A 20,620-nucleotide genomic window follows, 5' to 3' on the forward strand; every position below is an offset into this window, starting at 1 on the left:
GTGTCCTTTCTTATGGTTCTCGCATAGCATTAGCTTTAGCTCGCAATAGCGGCTTTAACCAATACTGTAAAACGGTTTTTTTACCAGTGAGTATATCTACGCTGGCTTGCATGCCGGGAATAATAGGTTGGTTTTCTAGTATTTTCCCGTCTGTTTTTATATGTGCTTCGTAATAGGTAGTGCCATCTTCTAACTGCGATGCATCAGGGCTAACAAAGATAACTTCACCACTTAGGCCGCCATAAATTACAAAGTCATAAGCACTAAACTTCACCATTGCGGGCATGCCTTGGCGAATAAAACCGATATCTTTAGGTGCTATTTTTGTCTCAACTATGAGTTTATCGTCAAGTGGGACTATTTCCATAATAACTTGGCCTGGCTCTATAACACCGCCCACTGAACGGGAGGCTATATTTTTAACTGTGCCTGTTAGCGGTGCTTTAATTTGCGTTTTTACTAAACGGTCTTCAAGCGCTTTACTGCTTTGTGCTAATTTAGCTAGTTCATTACTTACTTCGTCTAATTCATCTTGCGCTTTAGCGAGATAATCTAAAGCTACTGAGCGACGCTCTTCTTTACCTTGCTCTTTTGCCGCTCTTAATTGTAATAGTAGGGCATCGGCACGATTTAGCTCACCTTGTAACATCACTTCTTCGCGTTGTAATTTAACTAACTCCATTTCGGCAACGGCACCATCATTTACACCTTCTGATGTCAGGTTTACCTCACGACTAATGAGTTTTAGTCTTTGTCTTAACGAATTAATATTAGCTTGCTGCTCATTTATCGCTTGGCTTTGTTGCAAAATCATTTGTTGGCTTTGCTGTAATAAAGATCGTAACTGCGATAACCGAGCGTTATAGCTATTATTGGCAATACTTAGGATATGCGCATCAACATTTTCAGTTGTAATTGGTTGCGGTGTTAACACCACGCCTGTGGTGGTGGAGCTATCTAAAGTAATGGTTTTAAGTTCTGCTTGTAAGCGTAACTTTTTTGCTTGTAAGGCATCGCGTTGTTGGTTTGATTCGGCAAAAGCTGCTGCGAAACGCGTTTCGTCAAGCAATAACAGTGGTTGTCCTTGTTGTACAAGTTCTCCTTCATTAACCAGAACCTGCTTTAATATACCGCCATCAAGATTTTCAACCGTTTGTACTGTCTGTGCTGGTACCACATTGCCTTCACCGACAATGACTTCATCTAGCGTAGCAAAAGTGGCCCACACTATGGTACTCAATAAAACTAAAAAGACGATGGCGATTAATTTTTGTGCTTGGCGTGCAGCCGCTAATTGTGACACTTGTAGTTGACTCATTGCGAATCTCCTTTAGGTGTCACTTTAATTGAGCGTAAACGCCTGTTACTGCCGCTAAATAGTTGTTGTGGCGTTTGTATATCGCGTAGTTCACCATTTTCGAGTACGATTATTTTATCGCACAAAGACAGTACTGCCGCTTTGTGGCTGGCAATGATCATGGTGGTATCTGCAATACTTTTTAGGCTGCTTATTATGTGGCGCTCGCTTATTTCGTCCATTGCGCTGGTGGGTTCATCAAGTAGCAATAACTTAGGTCGTTGTAATAATGCTCTTGCTAACATGACGGCTTGGCGTTGTCCGCCTGACAAGCAGCGGCCAAATTCTCCTACTTGGCTTTCAAGTCCAGACTCTAAACGCTCCATAAAATGGTGAATACCAGCCATTTTTATGGCTCTTGCGAGTTCATTAGGGTCAACATTTTGTGCACCCACAGTGATATTTTCTAATAAACTGCCATAAAATAGCTGTGGATTTTGTGCCATCCAGCCGGTATTTCTTCTAATTGTTCTTAAAGACCATTGCTTGATTTCAATATCATCGTAAAAAATTTGCCCGCGAGTGGCTTCATATTGGCCTGCTAACAAGGCTAATAATGATGATTTACCGGAACCGGCGACACCAAAAATACCAACTTTTTCACCACGCTCTATACTTAGGCTGATATTTTTTAATACGGCAAGTTTTTGTTCTGGATAATTAAATGTGAGCTGTTTAATACGTATATTGCCGCTAATATCGCTGTAATTATTGAGTACGCTTTGTTGGCTTTCTTGTGGCAGTTCAAGTATCGCTTTAACCGAATCAATTGCTGACTCGGTTTGTTTGTATTTAAGTACTAAACTGGCTATTTGGCTGACAGCGCCACCAGCACGTCCGCTGATCATCACCATGGCTATCAGCGCCCCCATACTAACTTCACCCGCCTGAATTAAATAGACTCCAGCGACTATTAAACCTATTGTAGTCACTTGTTGTAGTGTAGTAACAGAGTGGCTTAGGGTGTTTGCACTATGGCGAGACTTATTTTGCCATAATGAAAGTTGCGCCATGGTTTGCTCCCATGTGCGTTGTGCTTTTTGTTCACTGCGGCTTTGTTTTAATTCTACTATTTGGTTTAAGTACTCGATTAAATAAGCCTGTCGTTGAGTACTGAGCTTGGCGGCTTCTTCAACACTGTGGGTTAGTCGCCCTTGCAAAAATGCCCCAATCAAAACTATTAATAACATGGTGGTGATGGGAATTAATACAATCAAGCCACCTAACCAGGCGATTAGTGCTAAAAACATCAGCGTAAAAGGTAAATCTATGGCAGATACCAAAGTAGCAGAGGTTAAAAACTCCCTCACACTATCAAAGTCTTGTACTTGCTTTGCATAGGCACCTGCTGATTCAGGTCGGTGCTCTAAACGCATACCTATTACTCGACTAAACAAAGTACTGGAAACTTTTAAGTCAATTTGTTGGCCTGCTGTATCGGTGAGCTGTGTTCTTGCTTGTTTTAAAAACCAATCAAATACAATCGCTAAAAAAGCCCCTGCGGCAAGTACCCATAGGGTATCAGTAGCGGCGTTTGGCACGACTCTATCGTATACATTCATGGTAAAGAGTGGGATCACTACGGCAAGCAGGTTAACGGTAAACGAACCTAATAATAATGAGCCATAAAAGGGTTTTACTTCATCAATAACGGGCTTTAACCAACTTGGTATTTTGCTATGAATAGAGCGACTACGTTTATCAATTACTTCGTTAACACTGATAAGCCAACTCAATTGACAAGACAAACTAGTTAAATCGGTTATTGGCTCTGCAGCATTGGTATATAAAAGCTGTAAAGTGTGATCCTGTTTATCGAGTAAATAAAGCTCATTATTTTTATCGACGATTAACGCCGGGAATTGCATTTTTTTTAGTTGTAAACTTTGTTGCGCGGCATTGATATTACCATTGAGCAACGCGCGCTCTATATGAGTATGAGTAATTCCTAAGTCGGGTAGACCCTCTAGAATTTGATCGTCGTTACAGCGCTGTGCAAATAACTCATTTGCACAGCGTACTAAAGTAATGATTTGTTGCTGATCTAAATTCAGTTTCATGGTTCGATTGAATCCACATTATCCATTATGCGTAGTAGCTCATGCTCAAAGTTATCAGCACTACCACTAAACGATTCACTGTTATCTCTAGTAATATCATGATTTGCATAACTTTGCTTATCTAATATCAATTGAAGCTGGTTGATTGTTATTTCTTCAGCTATTGGTGCTGTTTTTCCTGCGCTAGTTGAATCTGAAACCACTACATTAATATCTTGAACTTGCCCCACTTGGCTTTCGCCAGCTAATTCTGCATAAGGGGTGATAATCAAGGTGAAATTATCATTATCTTGTGCACCAATAATTTTTAAGCCATCAAGCTTATCAAGAGGGATTTTCCACACATTGCCAGTTTGGCTACCTGCGCTAAAGGTTACACCACTAGGATAACCACTAATTTCGATATAACCTGATTCTTCGGTTGCTGATTCATCATAACCTAATTCATGGGTTGCTGGATTTTGTAGCTCAATATTGAGTTCGATATTATCTGTCGTGGATACATTAATATCTTCTGGGCCATTAATCCATATTGGTGCATCAACTTGCGGTTCTAATGTGACGGTGAATTCAGAACTTATAACCTCACTGGTATCTGACATTTCAGTGCCATTGACAGTGGCGGTATCAATGGTGGCAACATCTACTTGCATATTTAGATCGCCCCATGCAAGGGTGCCAGCGTTAAAGTCAAAATTTTGTATTTCACTACTGGCAATAACTAGAGTCGCGGTATAGCCACCAGCCTCATCGCTAGTAAAGTTTATACGTTGGCCGCTAACCTCAATAAAGCCACCTTCAAGGCCCACTAAAGCAGATTCATCAGAATCATCAGCTATTTTTACCGTAAGTTGGATGTTTTCATCGTTATTGGTATCTAAACTTCTCGCAACCAAATTGATGGTCACTGTGTCATCTTCATTAGCGGTATAACTTGTATCTGGAGTACGTATTAAGTCTATGTCATCACCAATTGGACGTACACCAACAACAAAATCAGCTGTTGTAGTTAAATAAGTACCAGGGTCTTGATCCTTTGTAATCGCTTGTAAAGTCAGCGGAATATCACCGTTAAAGTCTGTTGGTGGAATTATCACAACATTACCACTGGCTAATTGTTCTGATGTAACACTCCAATTGTATGTTTCTAGGCCTTTAAAATCTCCGCCATCAGTACCATTGTTGGCGAGCCCTGTGTATGTTCCATCACCATTTTTTTTTGCTAAAACAGCACCGTCAGGTACACCGGAAATACTGACATATATTACCTCAGAGCCATCGGTATCAAAAAGTTGGGCATTAATACCGTTTAAGCTTATTGCGGTATCTTCGTCACCTAAAATATTCGCCACTGTTAGCGTTGCATAGTCGGTAACGGGTTTTACATCAAGGGTAATTGTTGATGTGAAGTCTTGCATAGCCGATGTAACAACACCCGTCGAAATCTCGGTTGTGTCTTGTGTTTTACCACTAATTTCAAGCGTTATTATTGCTGAGCCAGATACATTTAGAGGGGGTGTTACACTTACACCTGCAAGAGCAGAGGTTAACTCTGAGGCTGTTTCACCAGTAAACTTATATGTGTCAGTCGTACCTTCAACCAAAGCAAATAAATCTGATGGGTCATTTAAGGTTCCCGCACTTACTTTTATGGTTAAGCTATCTTCAGGCGCATCCGGGTCGATAACAATGTTTTCAATACCACCAGTAGTCGTTGATAGATCATCGTCAACAAAGGTGAGAGAAATACCCAATGGTTGAGCGGTATCTTCTTCAATGGTGTTTGTATTTGTAGTGACAGTTATATCATCAGCAATAGGAGTTACATCTACACTAATTATTTGGCTATCATCAATGACAGTGTCACCACTTTGTGGATCTACTGCAATAACACGTATTGGAATATCCAACATACCTGAAAAATTAGCGCCGGCTGTTGAAATAGTAATGCTATCTAATGCACTGGCAGGGAAAACATATTCATAAACGGTTTGACCATTGGCATCATGAATTATCTCTACATCTGTACCAGAAAGTACTGCCCCCGCAGGTAGGTCGGAAGCCAAAATCCTAAAGCTTATTTCGTCGTTATTATTACCTGTGCTGTCATCAACAAAGTCGCTATTAAAGTGCCCAGCAAAGCTTATAGATTGATCTTCAACAGCATCAATCACTGTATTCTGAATATCTCCAATTGTACCGGCATCTGAATCAGCAGCACCTTCAGTAAATTCAACTTGTAAGGTCGTGTAAATAGCATCATCATCAGTTAAATCTTTGACTTTTGCTGCAACAGTTATTTCAATTGGACCATCTGTTGGGTTATCACTAACTAAGGTGACACCATTGAGTAAATCATCGATGGTGTCTTGAACACTATCCGTTGTTCCACCTGTAATTGGGACTATCCAACGACCATCGCCATCGGGTAGAGCACCCTCGTAATCAACATGGTAGCCATTACTACTTGGTAAAATAATAACAATATATTCAATAGTTTCAGAACCATCTTGGTCAGCTTCAACAAATTTTACAGCGCCTGATAAATCTACACGACCATTTGTGCTACTTTCTTCAAAATCAGAGTTTATTACTAGCTCACTGCGGCCTTCACCATCTATTTCAATTTCTTTATCAAAATCAGGCGCAATGGTCACTGTGCTGGTGGTTGCAATTTCTACAGGTGTAGTATCACCGTTATCAGATATGTCGATTACAGTGTAGGTAATGCCTATTTCTACTTCTCCTGAAAAATCTTGTTTGGGAAGAATAGCTAAACGACCGCTGGCTAAGAAACCGGCTAAATCGCCATCAGCGAGTGTCGCCAGATCTAACGAACCAGTAAATTCAATTTCAGAACCATCGAGTAATAATTTTACGTCTGTAGGTATACTGGTAATGACAGCGCCGGTAATAATTTCAGAACCATCGGCATCGGCTGTCGTTGGGTTAATATTTAGCACAGCCGCTTGGTCTTCAATACCTGATGAGCTGGTGGCTAGGTTAGCTGCATTTGAATCAAGTATTGGAGTAAGTTCAATAGCTACCTTGATTGCATCTTCACCTGAATATTCGCCTGAGTCGCCATCGGGTTCAGTGGTGACAGTATAAATATCAAACTCAATACCCGTACCACTAAAGTCACCTTGTGGTTTTAAATAAAGTGATTGTAATTGTTCAGCTGAAACCCCATAAACCGGTTTGCCATTTTCGGCGCGAATTATCTCAAGTTCAACAGGGTTACCATCTTCATCAACGATACTCACTCCATCAGACAGGTTAGCAATAAGTAGGTTGATTACTTCAGAACCATCGTCATCAGAGGTTTTAACTAAAAAGTCGAGTTTAATTAATTCATCTTCATCGAGTTCAACGGTATTTGTAAGTAGTTTTTGTGCCTCGTCAAAGTTCCAGTTGGTACCTGTATCAACAGTTGGTGGGTCAATTACCCCTTTTATCGTAACGGTAAGCTTTTTGTCATCACTGCGAGCTTCTGTATCTCCGTTAATTGTTAAGCCATCTACTTCTGTTTCTGTTGATATAGCAACAACAATTACCGGAAAACTATTTTGATAAGAACTGATATCTTCTTCTGGTATTAACTGTATATTACCTGCTTCAATATCTGCACTTGAAGCACTGTAAACATTGCTACCTAAGTCACTTATGGTCGCACCATTTAGTGCTGTCATTGTCCAGCCATCAGGGACGGTAAATTCAAAGGATAAAGACTCCGAACCATCAGTATCGGTTAATTGCCCTCTGACAAAGTCATAGGCATTAATTGCTACGTCCTCATCAGAATTTACGTTGGCTACAATAAGTGTAGGAGTATCTGCTACAGGGTGAAGATCAACCGTAACGGTTCGAGCATCTTGCTCGGCAACGTCGTTATTATCTTGTTCTGTGGCAATCGCTGTTATATCAAAATTAAATGAGCCTGCTAGGTTTTCTGTGCCTTCAGCCGTTAAGTTTGCTATATCTTCAGCAGATAAAATGTCACCATCACTTACAGTATTACCATTTACTTTTAATATTAAACCTTCTTCAATATTTTCAATACGGTAGCTTATAACTTCAGAGCCATCTGTATCTTGTAAGTTAGCTGTTAGATTAAGTGTTATAGGTGCACCATCTTCTTCACCTAAGTAATAAAATTCTGCACTGTCATCCCAAAGTGGTGTATCTGCAACTGAATTTATGGTGACAGGTATTTCGCTAGAAATGGTTCTAGAGCCAGAATCATTGTCAGTAATAATTACATCAACATTAAGCGCTACTTGTTGATCAATTATCGCATCGGAGGTATTTTCAGCAGGTATAAAAATTAAAATTCCAGCTGGTAGCGTTGTACCTGCAGGTACAGTAGAGCCTGTCGGTAGAGTAGTTTCTTCTTGTAAAACTCGTAAATTATCATCTCTAAATACAACAAACCCACTTTCAATAGGTAAGCTTAAAGGTGCGCCTCCAGGACCTTGTAAAACTAATGTTCCGCCATTGAGTGAATCAACACTTATTTTAATCTCAGTGATTTCGTCGCCGCTATCTAAATCACCTGGATAAGCTGCTAGCTCAACAATAATATTGCCATCTTCGTCACCTTCTGGTGTATAAAATACAATCTTACCTTCGCTGTCTTGGACGTGTAAATTAAGAGTATTTGTAATTACATCGCCATCAGCATCGGTTATTTGATATTGTAAGAAGTCTTCATAGATGTTTGTATCAGCAATAAATGGACTGGTTGTAATTGATACACTACCATCTGCATTGATCGTAATTGAGCCATACTCTTGGTCGCCATTACGAAGTGTAATAGTATCGCTAGCTTGATAATCAGTCCCTTGATAGGTTATTTGAGTTACTTGCGCACCATCAGCACCCTGTTTTACTCCATCTAGCAGGTCTGCGGTTAAGCTATCACCTTCAGAGAAGGTTAAGTCGGTATCAATTGCAACAGGAATATCATCTATAATTAATACGGTTAAATCTTGTGTATCCGATTTATCGCCATCGGCATCAATGGCTTGAATTTCAAATTCTAAATCTAGTTGGTTTTTACCATTGCCTGTTGCATGATCAAGCGCTTGGCTTTGTTTATATTGATATGTGCCATCTGTTAAAAAGCGAATTCTAAATACTTCGCTATTATCTGGAATACGTGCCACATACCAGCCGCTATCTGTTGGCGCGTTTGACAAAGTAACAGCTTCGCCATTTTTGGTTACACCATCAAGACTAAAGCCCTCTGCTAGTGCAACAGTGACAATTTCATCACTGCCTTGAGAGAGTGTGTATTTTCCATGAATGGTTACACTGTCATTATTTAAATTAAGCTCATCGACGGTATTATCTGGCGTACCTGGATTAACTATTTCGGGTGCTAAGCCATCGTCAATATTAACAGCTACGTTATTTACAATATGAGTATTATCAGCATCAATAATTGCAATGGGCAGTATAAGCGTTAGCCTTGTATCTTGAGCATCTAAATGATCTATAGCGCCGTATAGCTCAAATTGAATATCCGCATTACCTTGCTCTCCTGGTGTCAATGTAAAGTCAGCTGGGATTGTGGCTTCAAATACCACGGTGCCATCGGCAAGTTGTCCTTGTGCTTTTCCGTTACCTAAATTTACCCATGTAATTGCTTGACCATTTTGGGTGAGGGAATTTCCTTGGCTGTCTAATACAGGATCGCCATTTTCTACCTCATAATTTAGTTGTTTAATAGCGTCATATTCTGCAGTAATAGTTAAAAAATCACTGTCTGAATTGGTATAAATACTAGAATCTTTTGGTGTTTCAGACACATTTAACTCAGGTGTATTTTGTTCAACATCATCATTATCAATTATCGTGATGTCTAAGTTGCCGGTCACTTTGTCGCCATCAAAGTCGGTCATTTCTATTTTGAGGTTTATGCCATCGGTAACATCTTGGTCTAGAGCACGGTATAAGGTTACTGTATAATCTTTATCCAATGAATCAAGCGTGGTATTGAAGGTATTACTTAGTTCGACTTTAAAAACAGGGTCGTTAATATCACCTGTATGGCCTATAATGGTTTTTCCATCCTCACTAAGTTCATACTCAATTACAGTATCATTACTGGTTAAAACGGGTTGTTCACCTATGGCTGAAAATACCACTTCGGTTATCTTGTCTGAACCAATTAAAGTCGATAGTTGACCTGTGCCAACTAGTGGGGAATCTGCAAGGTTATTTTCATCCAAGGTGACATTGGTAATGTTGTTAAATTGCGGGTTATTACCATCAAATATGGTAATAGATAGGTCATTTTCTTCAATGGCTGTACCATCAAGATCTTCTGCTGTAACGGTAAGTACTAACTGTAGTTGTTCTGAAGTTGTATGATCAATCGGGCCTTGTTGTTGGTATAAAGCGGTTACCGATAAATCATCGCCACTACTAAGGGCTGATAAACTGATCGTTATAATTGTGCTGCCGTCAGCTGTAGCAGTCATTGTTTTACCGTCATCAGATAGACTGAAGATTATCTCATCGCCATCACTTTTTAGTCCTAAGGCGTTTAAACGAGCAAGACTTGCGTCATTAAAAGCAATTGAATCTGCAAGCAAGGTATCTGAGCCTGCAAATATAGTAAAATTCATCTCCCTGTTTAGTACTTGATCATAATCAGGTTCTGTTAAATCAGCATTTTGGTCCGTCACGTACCCTGCAGCACCATCAATTATGTTTATTGTGGCTGTTGCCGTATCAAAGCTGGTATCTTGATCACTCACCGTGTAATTAAAGCTAAAGTTTTGTGGCAGGGTGTGGTCTAGGTTATCACTTGCTGTAAATGTCCATGTACCATTACTGTTAACGGTCAACACACCATAGCTTAATGTGACTGTGGCAGGTGAAGCTTCAGTTACAACGTAAGTTTGCCCTTCGACATCGATTTTTATTACCTTTAATGGGCCTTCGGTGGTGTAATCATTACCCGTTACACTGCCGTTACTTGTTGTGTCTTCAGTAACGGTGAATGAGTCATCTTGGCTTTTTGGTGGTGCATCATTGATAGTGATATTGGTTGGTAAAATGACTAACTCAGAAGTACCGTCATCATCAGTTTGTAATGCTTCAATGAAAACTTGTGTTGTGAGTTTATTGTTGAGTGGTTGGTCAAAAGACTTAAACTGCGTCACTCTAATTGAGCCTGTTATTAACTCAATTGTCATTGCAATAGTACTATCATCTTCACGGATTACATTAAGAGATTGCCCGTCACTTGCCACTTCAACTCTAACTTCACTGCCAACAGAAGTAAGCGAACTTAAAGCATCTTGCATTGCTGATAAACTTAAACTGGCGTTATTGATATTGATTGCACTGGTATCGGATGTTGAGCCTGATTCAAGTTCAGTTTCATATAATTCTTGGCTACGAACTATATCTAATGTAGGCATGTCATCGGTTGCAGTGTTGCCAGCCAAGTCGGTAACTGTAGCTGTAAGTTCCCAAGCGGCTGTTTGATTTAAATCAGTTACATTTATATTATTGACGCTCCAAGTACCATCACTACCGACACTGCCTTTGAAATACAGTGTTTGTGAACCATCAAAAATAGCAATACTGACAAGTTGGCCGCTTTCGGCATCCGTGGTGCCTGATATTGTAGTAAGGTCACCAGCTCTAAAAGCAACTAGGTCAAAACCATCACCTGTATCAATATCGATACTAACGGTGGTATCTATTGTGGCTGTATCAGTATTTGTTGCTTCGTTACCAGCTTCATCGGTTGTCTTGGCTGTGACGGTAATTTCGCCATCAGCCCAAGTTGATATATCGACTGTTGTCGTGAAAGTAAAATCATTTAATACAGTAGCAGTTAATTCCTCGGTCTCGCCGTTTGCTCCTGTTAAAGTGAGTGTAACGGTTCTACCTTCTTCAATATTTGTAACTGTTCCGGCTAAAGTGAGTTGGCCGAGTTCATTTTTTAGTAGGTATTCATCGTCACCTGAAGCAATTTCAACTTCGATGGCTGCAAGCGTATCTTTACCTTTTGTAGTGTTGTCATTAGCAGAGTTGCCAGCGTTATCACTTACAGTGGCTGTATAGGTAAGAGTACCATCTGTTAAGCTTGAAAGGTCTTCGGTTACTTCCCAAAGACCTGCGGTTACAGTGGTGGTAAAAGTCAGCTCTTTACCATTTTCATCTTTTACTACAATGGTAACTGTATTACCGTCTTCAACATCTGTTGTGCCATAAATGCGGGTCGTAAGTGACTCTGTTGCATTTAAAACAGTATCAGCTACCACTGCCGAGGTATCAACATAGATTTTAATTTCAGCGGATGTGTCTTTGGTGACTGTGGTTGAGTTTGTAGCTGTGTTACCTGCTTTATCTTCGGTTGCAACAGTAATGGTAATCTCGCCGTCCGCGTAGTCAGCAAATACATCCGAATCAGAGATTGACCAGTAACCATCAATAACTTCTGAAGTTAATTTATTGTCAGGATCAGAAGCATCTTTCCCCTCTATAGTTATTGTGACGGATTGGCCATTTTCTACACCTAATACTGCGCCACCAATAGTGACGCCATTAGTTATTTCTTCATCACTTAAAACATCATCACCATCAACAACTTCTACTACGATTTCTGCTAAAGTGTCTTTATCAAATAGAAGAGTCTCTGAACCTTGGTTTTGTGCTTGGTCTGTAACTTCGGCTCTAACTTGAATTTTACCATCTACCAAATTTGATAAGTCGACGTTGTCTATTGACCACTCACCACCTGAAACAGTCGTTGTATCAGTAGCTGTATTACCGTTACGATCAACAAAATACAATGTAACAGTTTGATAATCTTCGACATCGGTTATCGTTCCTGAGAACTGATTATTTTGCGTTTCTTCATTTTCATTGATTATTTGGTCACTATGATCAGGATCAGAGTCAGTTAAGGCGAGGGTTGTTCTAGCAACAACATCTTTCAAGGCTGTATCTGTAGCTTTTGCACTATTACCCGCTCTATTTTCAACGGTTGCAACTGCACTAATAGTGCCATCAACTAAAAAGCGGGTGTCTACGTTTTCAATTAACCATTCACCATCAATGACGATAGCCGTTAGTGTGATGGTTTTCTTATTCTTATCTGTTAAAACAACAGTGACTTGTTGCTGGTTTTCAGCATCGGTGGTGCCGTAAATCCGCACAGCCGGAGACTCAACTGCATTGATGGTATCATCTTGTATTGTATCTATCTCAACAGTGATCTCAACCGCCGCGGTGTCTTTCGTAACGGTATTGGTGGCAATAGCAGGGTTACCAAAGCTGTCGATACTGGTGGCGGTGAAGGTCAGCTCGCCATCAAGTAAACTCGATAAATCCCCGTTTTCAATAATAAAGAAACCATCTTGTACTGTGGCACTAAAGATTAAGCGATTACCTGCTTCATCACGGACAACAATTTCCACCGGTTGATCGTCTTCAATGTCGTTGGCCACCCCACCAAAGGTGGCTGGGTTCACTTCAAAGCTATTTAAAATATCATCGCCATTGGTTTGTATCTGCATTGAAATGGCTGAAATGGTGTCTTTAAATGTTTGCGTGTCTGCTTCAGCGGGGTTGCCCGCCGCATCGGTGCCGCTGACACTAAAGCTTAATTCACCTTCAGCAAAGTCAGATAAATCTAATTCACCTAAGCTCCATACGCCAGCACTGACAGTGGTGGTGTATTGTTGAGAGACGCCATCGATATCGGTGATGAGGATAGTTACGCTTTGGTCGTCTTCAATATTACTTGCCGTGCCGTTGATTAATACAGCGCTAACTTCACGGGCATTAATGGCGTTGTCGGGGCCGTCATCAACCGTAATAGTTAGGCTTGCTAAAGTATCTTTGGTAACTGATGTGTTGGCTGTTGCTTCATTTCCGGCTATGTCAGTAGTAGTTACTGTAACCTCGATACTCCCTTCGGCAAATACAGTAAAATCAATGTTATTTAACTGCCATTCAGCATTTTCAATCGGGGTTGTGTATTCAAGGCTATTATTTTGGCTATCGACTAAGGTAACTGTAACTATTTTGCCTTCTTCAATATTTGTTATTGTGCCTGATAAATCAACAGACGATTGCTCTGCTTTATTGATTATTTGATCATCATCAATCACATTGACGGTGATGGATGCTTGAGTGTCTTTAATAAAAGTAATGGTATCGGTGGCTGGGTTTTCAGCAACGTCTTGCACGCTAACAGTAACATTAATTTCACCGTCAATGAGAGTGGATAGGTCGATGTTTTCTAATGTCCAACCACCATCTGTTACTTGGGTAGTTTGCTCTACTGTGTTGTCGTTCGAGTCAGTAAAGGTTATGGTAATTTCTTGAACATCTTCAATATTATTAACGGTACCTGAGAAGCTGTTTGCCGTTTTTTCAGCATTATTTATGATTTGATCTTCATCGTTTAATTGGACCGTGATCTCTGCAACAACATCTTTTTGTACAATTTCTTGGCTTGACTCTGAGTTACCAGCCATGTTTGTAACCGTTGCGGTGCCCGTGATATCGCCGTCGCTTAATATTTGTGTATCAACGTCATTGATAAACCATGCTCCGCCATTGACAAGGGCTGTACGAGTGATGGTGTTTACTCCATCGGTCAATGTGACAGTAACGGTTTGGCCATCTTCTACATTGCTAACAGTACCTGTGATATCAACCATAGGGGCTTCAGCTGCATTTATGATGTTATCTTGAATTGTATCTATATCTATCGTGATTTCTACTGGTGCAGTGTTTTTAACAACGGTAGTCGTTGCTGTAGCTGGGTTATCATTTCTATCAACTCCCTCAGCCGTGAACGTCAGCTCACCATCGGCAAGTTCGGCTAAGTCTTCATTATCTATTAAGTAATAACCGTTACGGACCGTGGTGGTAAATTCCAGTGTTTCGTTTTCGCTGTCAGTTACGGTCACGGTGATAACTTGACCATCTTCGATATCGGTTGCTGCGCCACCAAAAGTCGTACTGGTAATTTCGTCACCATTTAGAATACCGTCGCCATTGGTGCCCACTTGAATTGAAATAGTGGAGAGCGTGTCTTTGAATACAGTGGTGTCAGCGCTTGCGGGGTTACCAGCCACATCTGTGACATTGGCGGTAAAGGTTAATATGCCTTCAGCAAAGCCAGATAAATCTTCGTTGTTTAACGCCCATGCTCCATTTGAGACGCTGGCATAATATTCTTGCGTTTTGCCCGCCGAGTCAGTCACAAGCACAGTAACTGTTTGGCCGTCATCAACGTTAAGCGCAGTGCCAGAGATAGCTACATCGTTCACTTCCAGCGCATTTAATGAATTATCGCCGCCATCAGCGACGTCAATAGTAAGACTTGCTAATGTATCTTTTAAGACTGTAACTGTATTGGTTGCCTCATTGCCTGCAATATCAGTGCTGGTAACAGTAACGACTAAATCACCTTCAGCTAAATCATTAATATCGACATCATTGAGCGACCATTTTCCATCTACTAATGTAACAGAGTCGTTAGTGCGCGTGGTGCCAGCACTATCAGTAACAGAAACTGTCACAGTTTGACCATTCTCAATGCCTGTTGCGACGCCTGATACGCTAACAGCATCTTGTTCAGCTGCATTAATAATTTGGTCGTCATCTTCTACTTCAATGGTGATTTCAGCTAGAGTATCTTTATCAAAAGTAATGGTACTGCTTGCAGGGTTTTCTGCTTTGTCTTGGGCTTCAACGATTGCGGTTATTTCACCATCAGCTAACGTTGATAAATCAATATCACCGAGGGACCAAGCATCATTAACCACTTGAGTGGTCGCTGTAACTACGACATTGTTTTTGTCAGTAAGGGTAAGAGTGACACTTTGCCCATTTTCAATGTTATTGACTGTACCAGAGAAGTTATTAAGTGTACTTTCTGTATGATTTATTATTTGATCTTCATCATTTAGACTAAGTGTGAGTTCAGCTACAACATCTTTGCCAACGATCTCTGTTGCGGTGCCGCTGTTACCTACACTATTAGTGACACTGGCTGTGCCGTTGATTGTGCCATCAATTAAGACGCGGGTGTCAACATCATCTATTCGCCATTGGTTATTCGCTACAGTGGCTGTTAATGTTAGGTCATCACCGTTTGCATCAATTAACGTAACAGTTACGGTTGCGCCGTCTTCAACATTGACGGTTGTGCCGGTTATATCCACAGTAGGAGATTCAACATCATTGATAATGTTATCTGTGCCTGCTTCGATATCTATTGTGATCTCTACAGGCGCTGTATTTTTAATTACGGTAGTCGTTGCTGTAGCAGGGTTGCCTTCTCTATCTTCGCTGGTGGCTGTGAATGTAAGCTCGCCATCAGCTAATCCTGATAAATCTTCATTATCTATTAAATAGTACCCATTTCTAACTACAGTTTCAAATGAGCTAGTTTTATTTTCACTGTCTGTAACGATGATCTCTACCGTTTGACCCGTTTCTATATCGTTTGCTACACCACCAAATGCAGCAGGGTTTACTTCAAGTTCATTTAGAATATTATCGCCATTTGTGACCACCTGAATTGATAATTTTGACAATGTATCTTTGAATACTTCAGTGGAATTAGTTGCAGTATTTCCGGCTATGTCAGAAGTTGATACGGTAAAGTTTAGGGGGCCTTCGGCAAATTCGTTGAAGTCTAAATCGGGGATTTCCCATTGTTCATTTGATACCGTGGTTGAGTATTCTTTAGAAAAATTATCACTGTCTATAACTGTTATTACTACTTCGCGACCATTTTCAATGTAATTTGCATCACCATATAATGTAACTGCATCGACCTCTAGACTATTGATTAAGTTATCGCCGTTGGATTCAACTGTAATCGTCACACTTGCAAGAGTATCTTTTACATGGTCGACTGTTGCTGTTGCGGTATTACAACTTAAATCTTTAACAGTTGCTGAAAATTCTAATGAACCTTCATCGAGAATACTTAAATCTGCATCCTCAACAATCCACTCACCATTTGTTACTGTTGCTTCGAAAGTGAGTTCTTTGCCGCCTAGATCTGTAATTGTTAACTCAACAATTTGCCCATCTTCAACGTTTGTTGCAGTTCCAGATATTGTTGTGGCAGGTGTTTCTGCACTATTAATAACCTCATCGGTGCCGGTCTCAACATCAATTGTAATTTCAGCAACAGTATCTTTGATAAATGTTTGTTCTGTTTCGACGATATTTCCTGAGCGGTCGGTTGTATAGGCTTTGATGTTAAGTTCACCATCACCTAAGCCGGTAAGATCTGCATCAGTATGAGACCAAACACCATTATTGGAGGTAGCTTGAAAACGCAGCTCGTTATTATTGCTATCAGTGATAATGATAAATACGGGTGAACCATCTTCAACATTTTCAACGGTTCCAACGAGATCCAGTATTTCTACGCCATCATGACATTGCTCTATAACGTTTAATGTTATGCCTGAGGTTGTATCTTTAAATACGTTATCACTACTTTGGGCTTCATTTCCTGCGATATCGGATACAGTTGCGCTTGCTGTCAGCGGCCCATCCACTAAACTGCTTAGATCTAAGTCTTCTAACGCCCATGCATCATTAAGTACTTCAGTTTCGAAGGTTAGTGAGTTTCCCTCTTTATCAGTTACTGTTATGAATACTGTTTGGCCATTTTCAATTTCAGTTGTTTGGCCAAAAATACGTGTTTGTGTTATTTCATTTTTATTGAGCGCTTCATCAATGCCGCTATCAATAGTGATAGTGACAGTTGCTAAAGTGTCTTTTAAAATTGTTGTGCTAGCTTGTGCAGTATTATTACTAAGGTCAGTTACTTGGCTGGTTATAGTTAACGTGCCATCGGCAAGAGTTGATAAGTCTGCGTTATCAACACGCCATTGACCATCTTCAACAACGGCTTCAAAATCAACAGAGTTATTATTTTCATCCGATACGTTAATTGTAACTGTTTGGCCATCTTCAACATCAATGACTGTGCCAAAGATAGGGCTGTTAGGAGCTTCAACTGCATTTATAATTTCATCATCGCCAGAATCAATATCAACTGTTATTTCAGCGGTATTATCAAAATTAATAATTTCATTAGCTTCAGCAGGGTTGCCGGCATTATCTTGAGTTTGTGCCGAAACAAGTATTGGCCCATCGGCTAGGGTTATGGAGATATTTTCAACACTATACACTCCATCGATAATAACGGCAGAGAGGACTTGGCTTTGACCATTTCTGTCGGTCAATGTTATTAATACATTATTACCATCTTCAATATCTGTCGTGGTGCCGGTAAAGCTATATAATAAGCCCTGTTCTGCAGGTGTCGTCGTTGTTGTTAAGGTGATTTCTGCTATTTTATCGTGTAGTGCAGCATCTTCAGCGGATGCTGAATTGCAATTTAAATCTTTACTTGTTGCAGATGCGGTTATAGTGCCATTATCGAGAGCTGAGATATCAACGTTATTTAATTGCCATGTTTCATTACTAACGGTGGCTGTAACCTCAATTGAATTGCCATTTTCATCAGTTAGCGTGATATAAACGGGTTGGCCATTTTCAATCCCTACTGCTGTTCCAGATATAACCACATTATCATCTTCGATGGCATTGATGACATTATCTTCAGTATCATTAATGCTAATCGTTAGTTCAGCTAATGAGTCGTATATATAACTTGTATTGGCACTTGCTAGGTTTCCTGCTACATCATTAACCGATACAGTAACTTCTATATTCCCATCTGCAAACCCAGCCATATCAATATCTATGAGGGAATAAGTACCATTGACTACAGTGGCTTGTAGTGTCTTACTAAGATTATTGCTATCTCGTAATAGAATATCCACCGTTTGACCATCTTCGACGTCGGTTACAGTGCCGACAATATCAAAGGTTTCCCCGTCAGAGGTGCAGTTTTCAATAACTTCTACGGTAATACTTGCCAGCTTATCGTGTTCAACAGTATCGGTATCTGTGGCGGTATTACAATTAGTGTCTTTGGTGGTTGCAGAAGCGGTTATTGTGCCATTGTTAAAGCTTGAGAGGTCAACATCATCAACTTGCCACGTTTCGTTATTAACGGTTGAGGTTAATTCAAGGATGTTACCTGCGTCGTCGGTAAGAGTGATATAGACGGTTTGTCCATCCTCAACGCCTACAGCGGTGCCCGAGATGGCAACGGAGTTATCCTCTTCGGCATTGAGTACATTATCATCAGTGCCTTCGATATCAATGGTGATAAGTGCGAGGGTATCGTAGATATAATCAGTGGTTGCAGAAGCCTGGTTGTCTGAAAAGTCAGAAACTGTGGCTGTAACATCAATTTGACCGTCGGCAAAGCCTGACATATCGACATCAAGTAGAGCGTAAAAGCCATTTTGCACAGTTACTTGGAATGTTTTTTCGACATTATTAGTATCACGGAGTGTGAGGTTGACGATATTACCATCTTCGACGTCGGTTACAGTACCTACAATATCAAAGGTTTCGCCGTCAGAGGTGCAGTTTTCAATAACTTCTACGGTAATACTTGCTAGCTTATCGTGTTCAACAGTATCGGTATCTGTGGCGGTATTACAATTAGTGTCTTTGGTGGTTGCAGAAGCGGTTATTGTGCCATTGTTAAAGCTTGAGAGGTCAACATCATCAACTTGCCACGTTTCGTTATTAACGGTTGAGGTTAATTCAAGGATGTTACCTGCGTCGTCGGTAAGAGTGATATAGACGGTTTGTCCATCCTCAACGCCTACAGCGGTGCCCGAGATGGCAACGGAGTTATCCTCTTCGGCATTGAGTACATTATCATCAGTGCCTTCGATATCAATGGTGATAAGTGCGAGGGTATCGTAGATATAATCAGTGGTTGCAGAAGCCTGGTTGTCTGAAAAGTCAGAAACTGTGGCTGTAACATCAATTTGACCGTCGGCAAAGCCTGACATATCGACATCAAGTAGAGCGTAAAAGCCATTTTGCACAGTTACTTGGAATGTTTTTTCGACATTATTAGTATCACGGAGTGTGAGGTTGACGATATTACCATCTTCGACGTCGGTTACAGTACCTACAATATCAAAGGTTTCGCCGTCAGAGGTGCAGTTTTCAATAACTTCTACGGTTATCCCTATTGTTTCATCTTGGAATAAGAAGCGTTCTGCTGATGCTGGGTTTCCAGCTAAATCTATACTTGATACTGAGACTAAGTAGCTGCCGTCTGAAAGTGTTGATGTGTCAACATTTTCAATAAGCCATGCACCATCTATGACAGTGGTATCGAAAGAACTTATTGTATCGCCATCGGGAGTTAATATTCTTAAGGTAATAGGCTGGTTATCTTGAATATCAACAACCTCACCAAAAAATGAAGTGGTAGGGTTTTGATTATCGTTAACTCCATCTGTCTTTTCTATGTTTAACGATATTTCAGCAATGGTGTCCTTAACACTCGTATCTTGACTAGATTCGTAATTAATCGTTAGATCACTAGGCTTTATATCGGCGTTTAATAAGCCTTCCGCGAGCTCATTTAAGTTTACATCATTAATAGACCACGCTTGATTTTGCGCAGTTGTAATAAATGAAAGCTGTTTACCTTCTATATCTGTTAATGTAACCGTTAAGCTTTGCCCATTGCTCATATATTGAGCTGAACCAAATAAATCAGTCACTGGAGACTCAAATTGATTTACCCACTCATCACCTCCATCCTCAATATTTATTGTTAAAATTGGATTAGGTATAACTGGGTCTTCGTCATTATTACTATTTGCGCTATTAGGATTACTTTCAAAATCTTGATTTGTGCTGCCAGTGGTATCGTATCCTGACTCCGCTATCTCTTCATTGCCATCGCGCTGTAACCATTGGAAAAAAAAGCTAAAGCCTTGCTGTTGTTCTGGTGAGCTATTTGCTTGGTTATTATCTTGCGAATTATTATTGACTAAGGTGGTAGTGGGCATTGAGCTAATAACATTGCTTGGAATAGTCAACCATTGGCCATTTATTTGCACTACAGGTTGATTAGACTCTAAACTAATGTCGTCAGGATCTAACAATTCTATGTTTATATCTTCAACAGAGGAAGTGACTTCTTCAGCGGGAATCCACTGACCATTGATGGTGATAACCCATGTTTGCCCTGAAATTTCAACAATAGCGGCAATGTCTTGTTTTGCAATTTCCATTGGTAAAC

At 40.3% G+C, this 20,620-nt stretch carries 3 protein-coding genes; all 3 read right to left on the bottom strand.

Features of this window, described 5'->3' with window-relative positions; genetic code table 11:
- Positions 1-10: 10 nt before the first annotated feature.
- From NQT69_RS18775 to NQT69_RS18785, 3 genes are read right to left on the bottom strand one after another with little or no spacing between them, the layout of a single operon-like run.
- Complete coding sequence (locus tag NQT69_RS18775) at positions 11-1,318, bottom strand: HlyD family type I secretion periplasmic adaptor subunit (protein ID WP_256829187.1); 1,308 nt, start codon at positions 1,316-1,318, stop codon at positions 11-13.
- Positions 1,315-3,417, bottom strand: a complete 2,103-nt coding sequence (locus NQT69_RS18780; protein ID WP_256829188.1) for a type I secretion system permease/ATPase — start codon at positions 3,415-3,417, stop codon at positions 1,315-1,317. Before NQT69_RS18780 ends, NQT69_RS18775 begins: the two co-directional genes overlap by 4 nt.
- The gene (locus tag NQT69_RS18785; protein WP_256829189.1) at positions 3,414-20,612 is read right to left on the bottom strand and encodes a T1SS-143 repeat domain-containing protein; all 17,199 of its coding nucleotides are present in this window, start codon (positions 20,610-20,612) and stop codon (positions 3,414-3,416) included. Before NQT69_RS18785 ends, NQT69_RS18780 begins: the two co-directional genes overlap by 4 nt.
- Positions 20,613-20,620 lie beyond the last annotated feature (8 nt).

This window comes from Pseudoalteromonas shioyasakiensis, from assembly GCF_024518675.1.
GTDB classification, from domain to species: domain Bacteria; phylum Pseudomonadota; class Gammaproteobacteria; order Enterobacterales; family Alteromonadaceae; genus Pseudoalteromonas; species Pseudoalteromonas shioyasakiensis_B.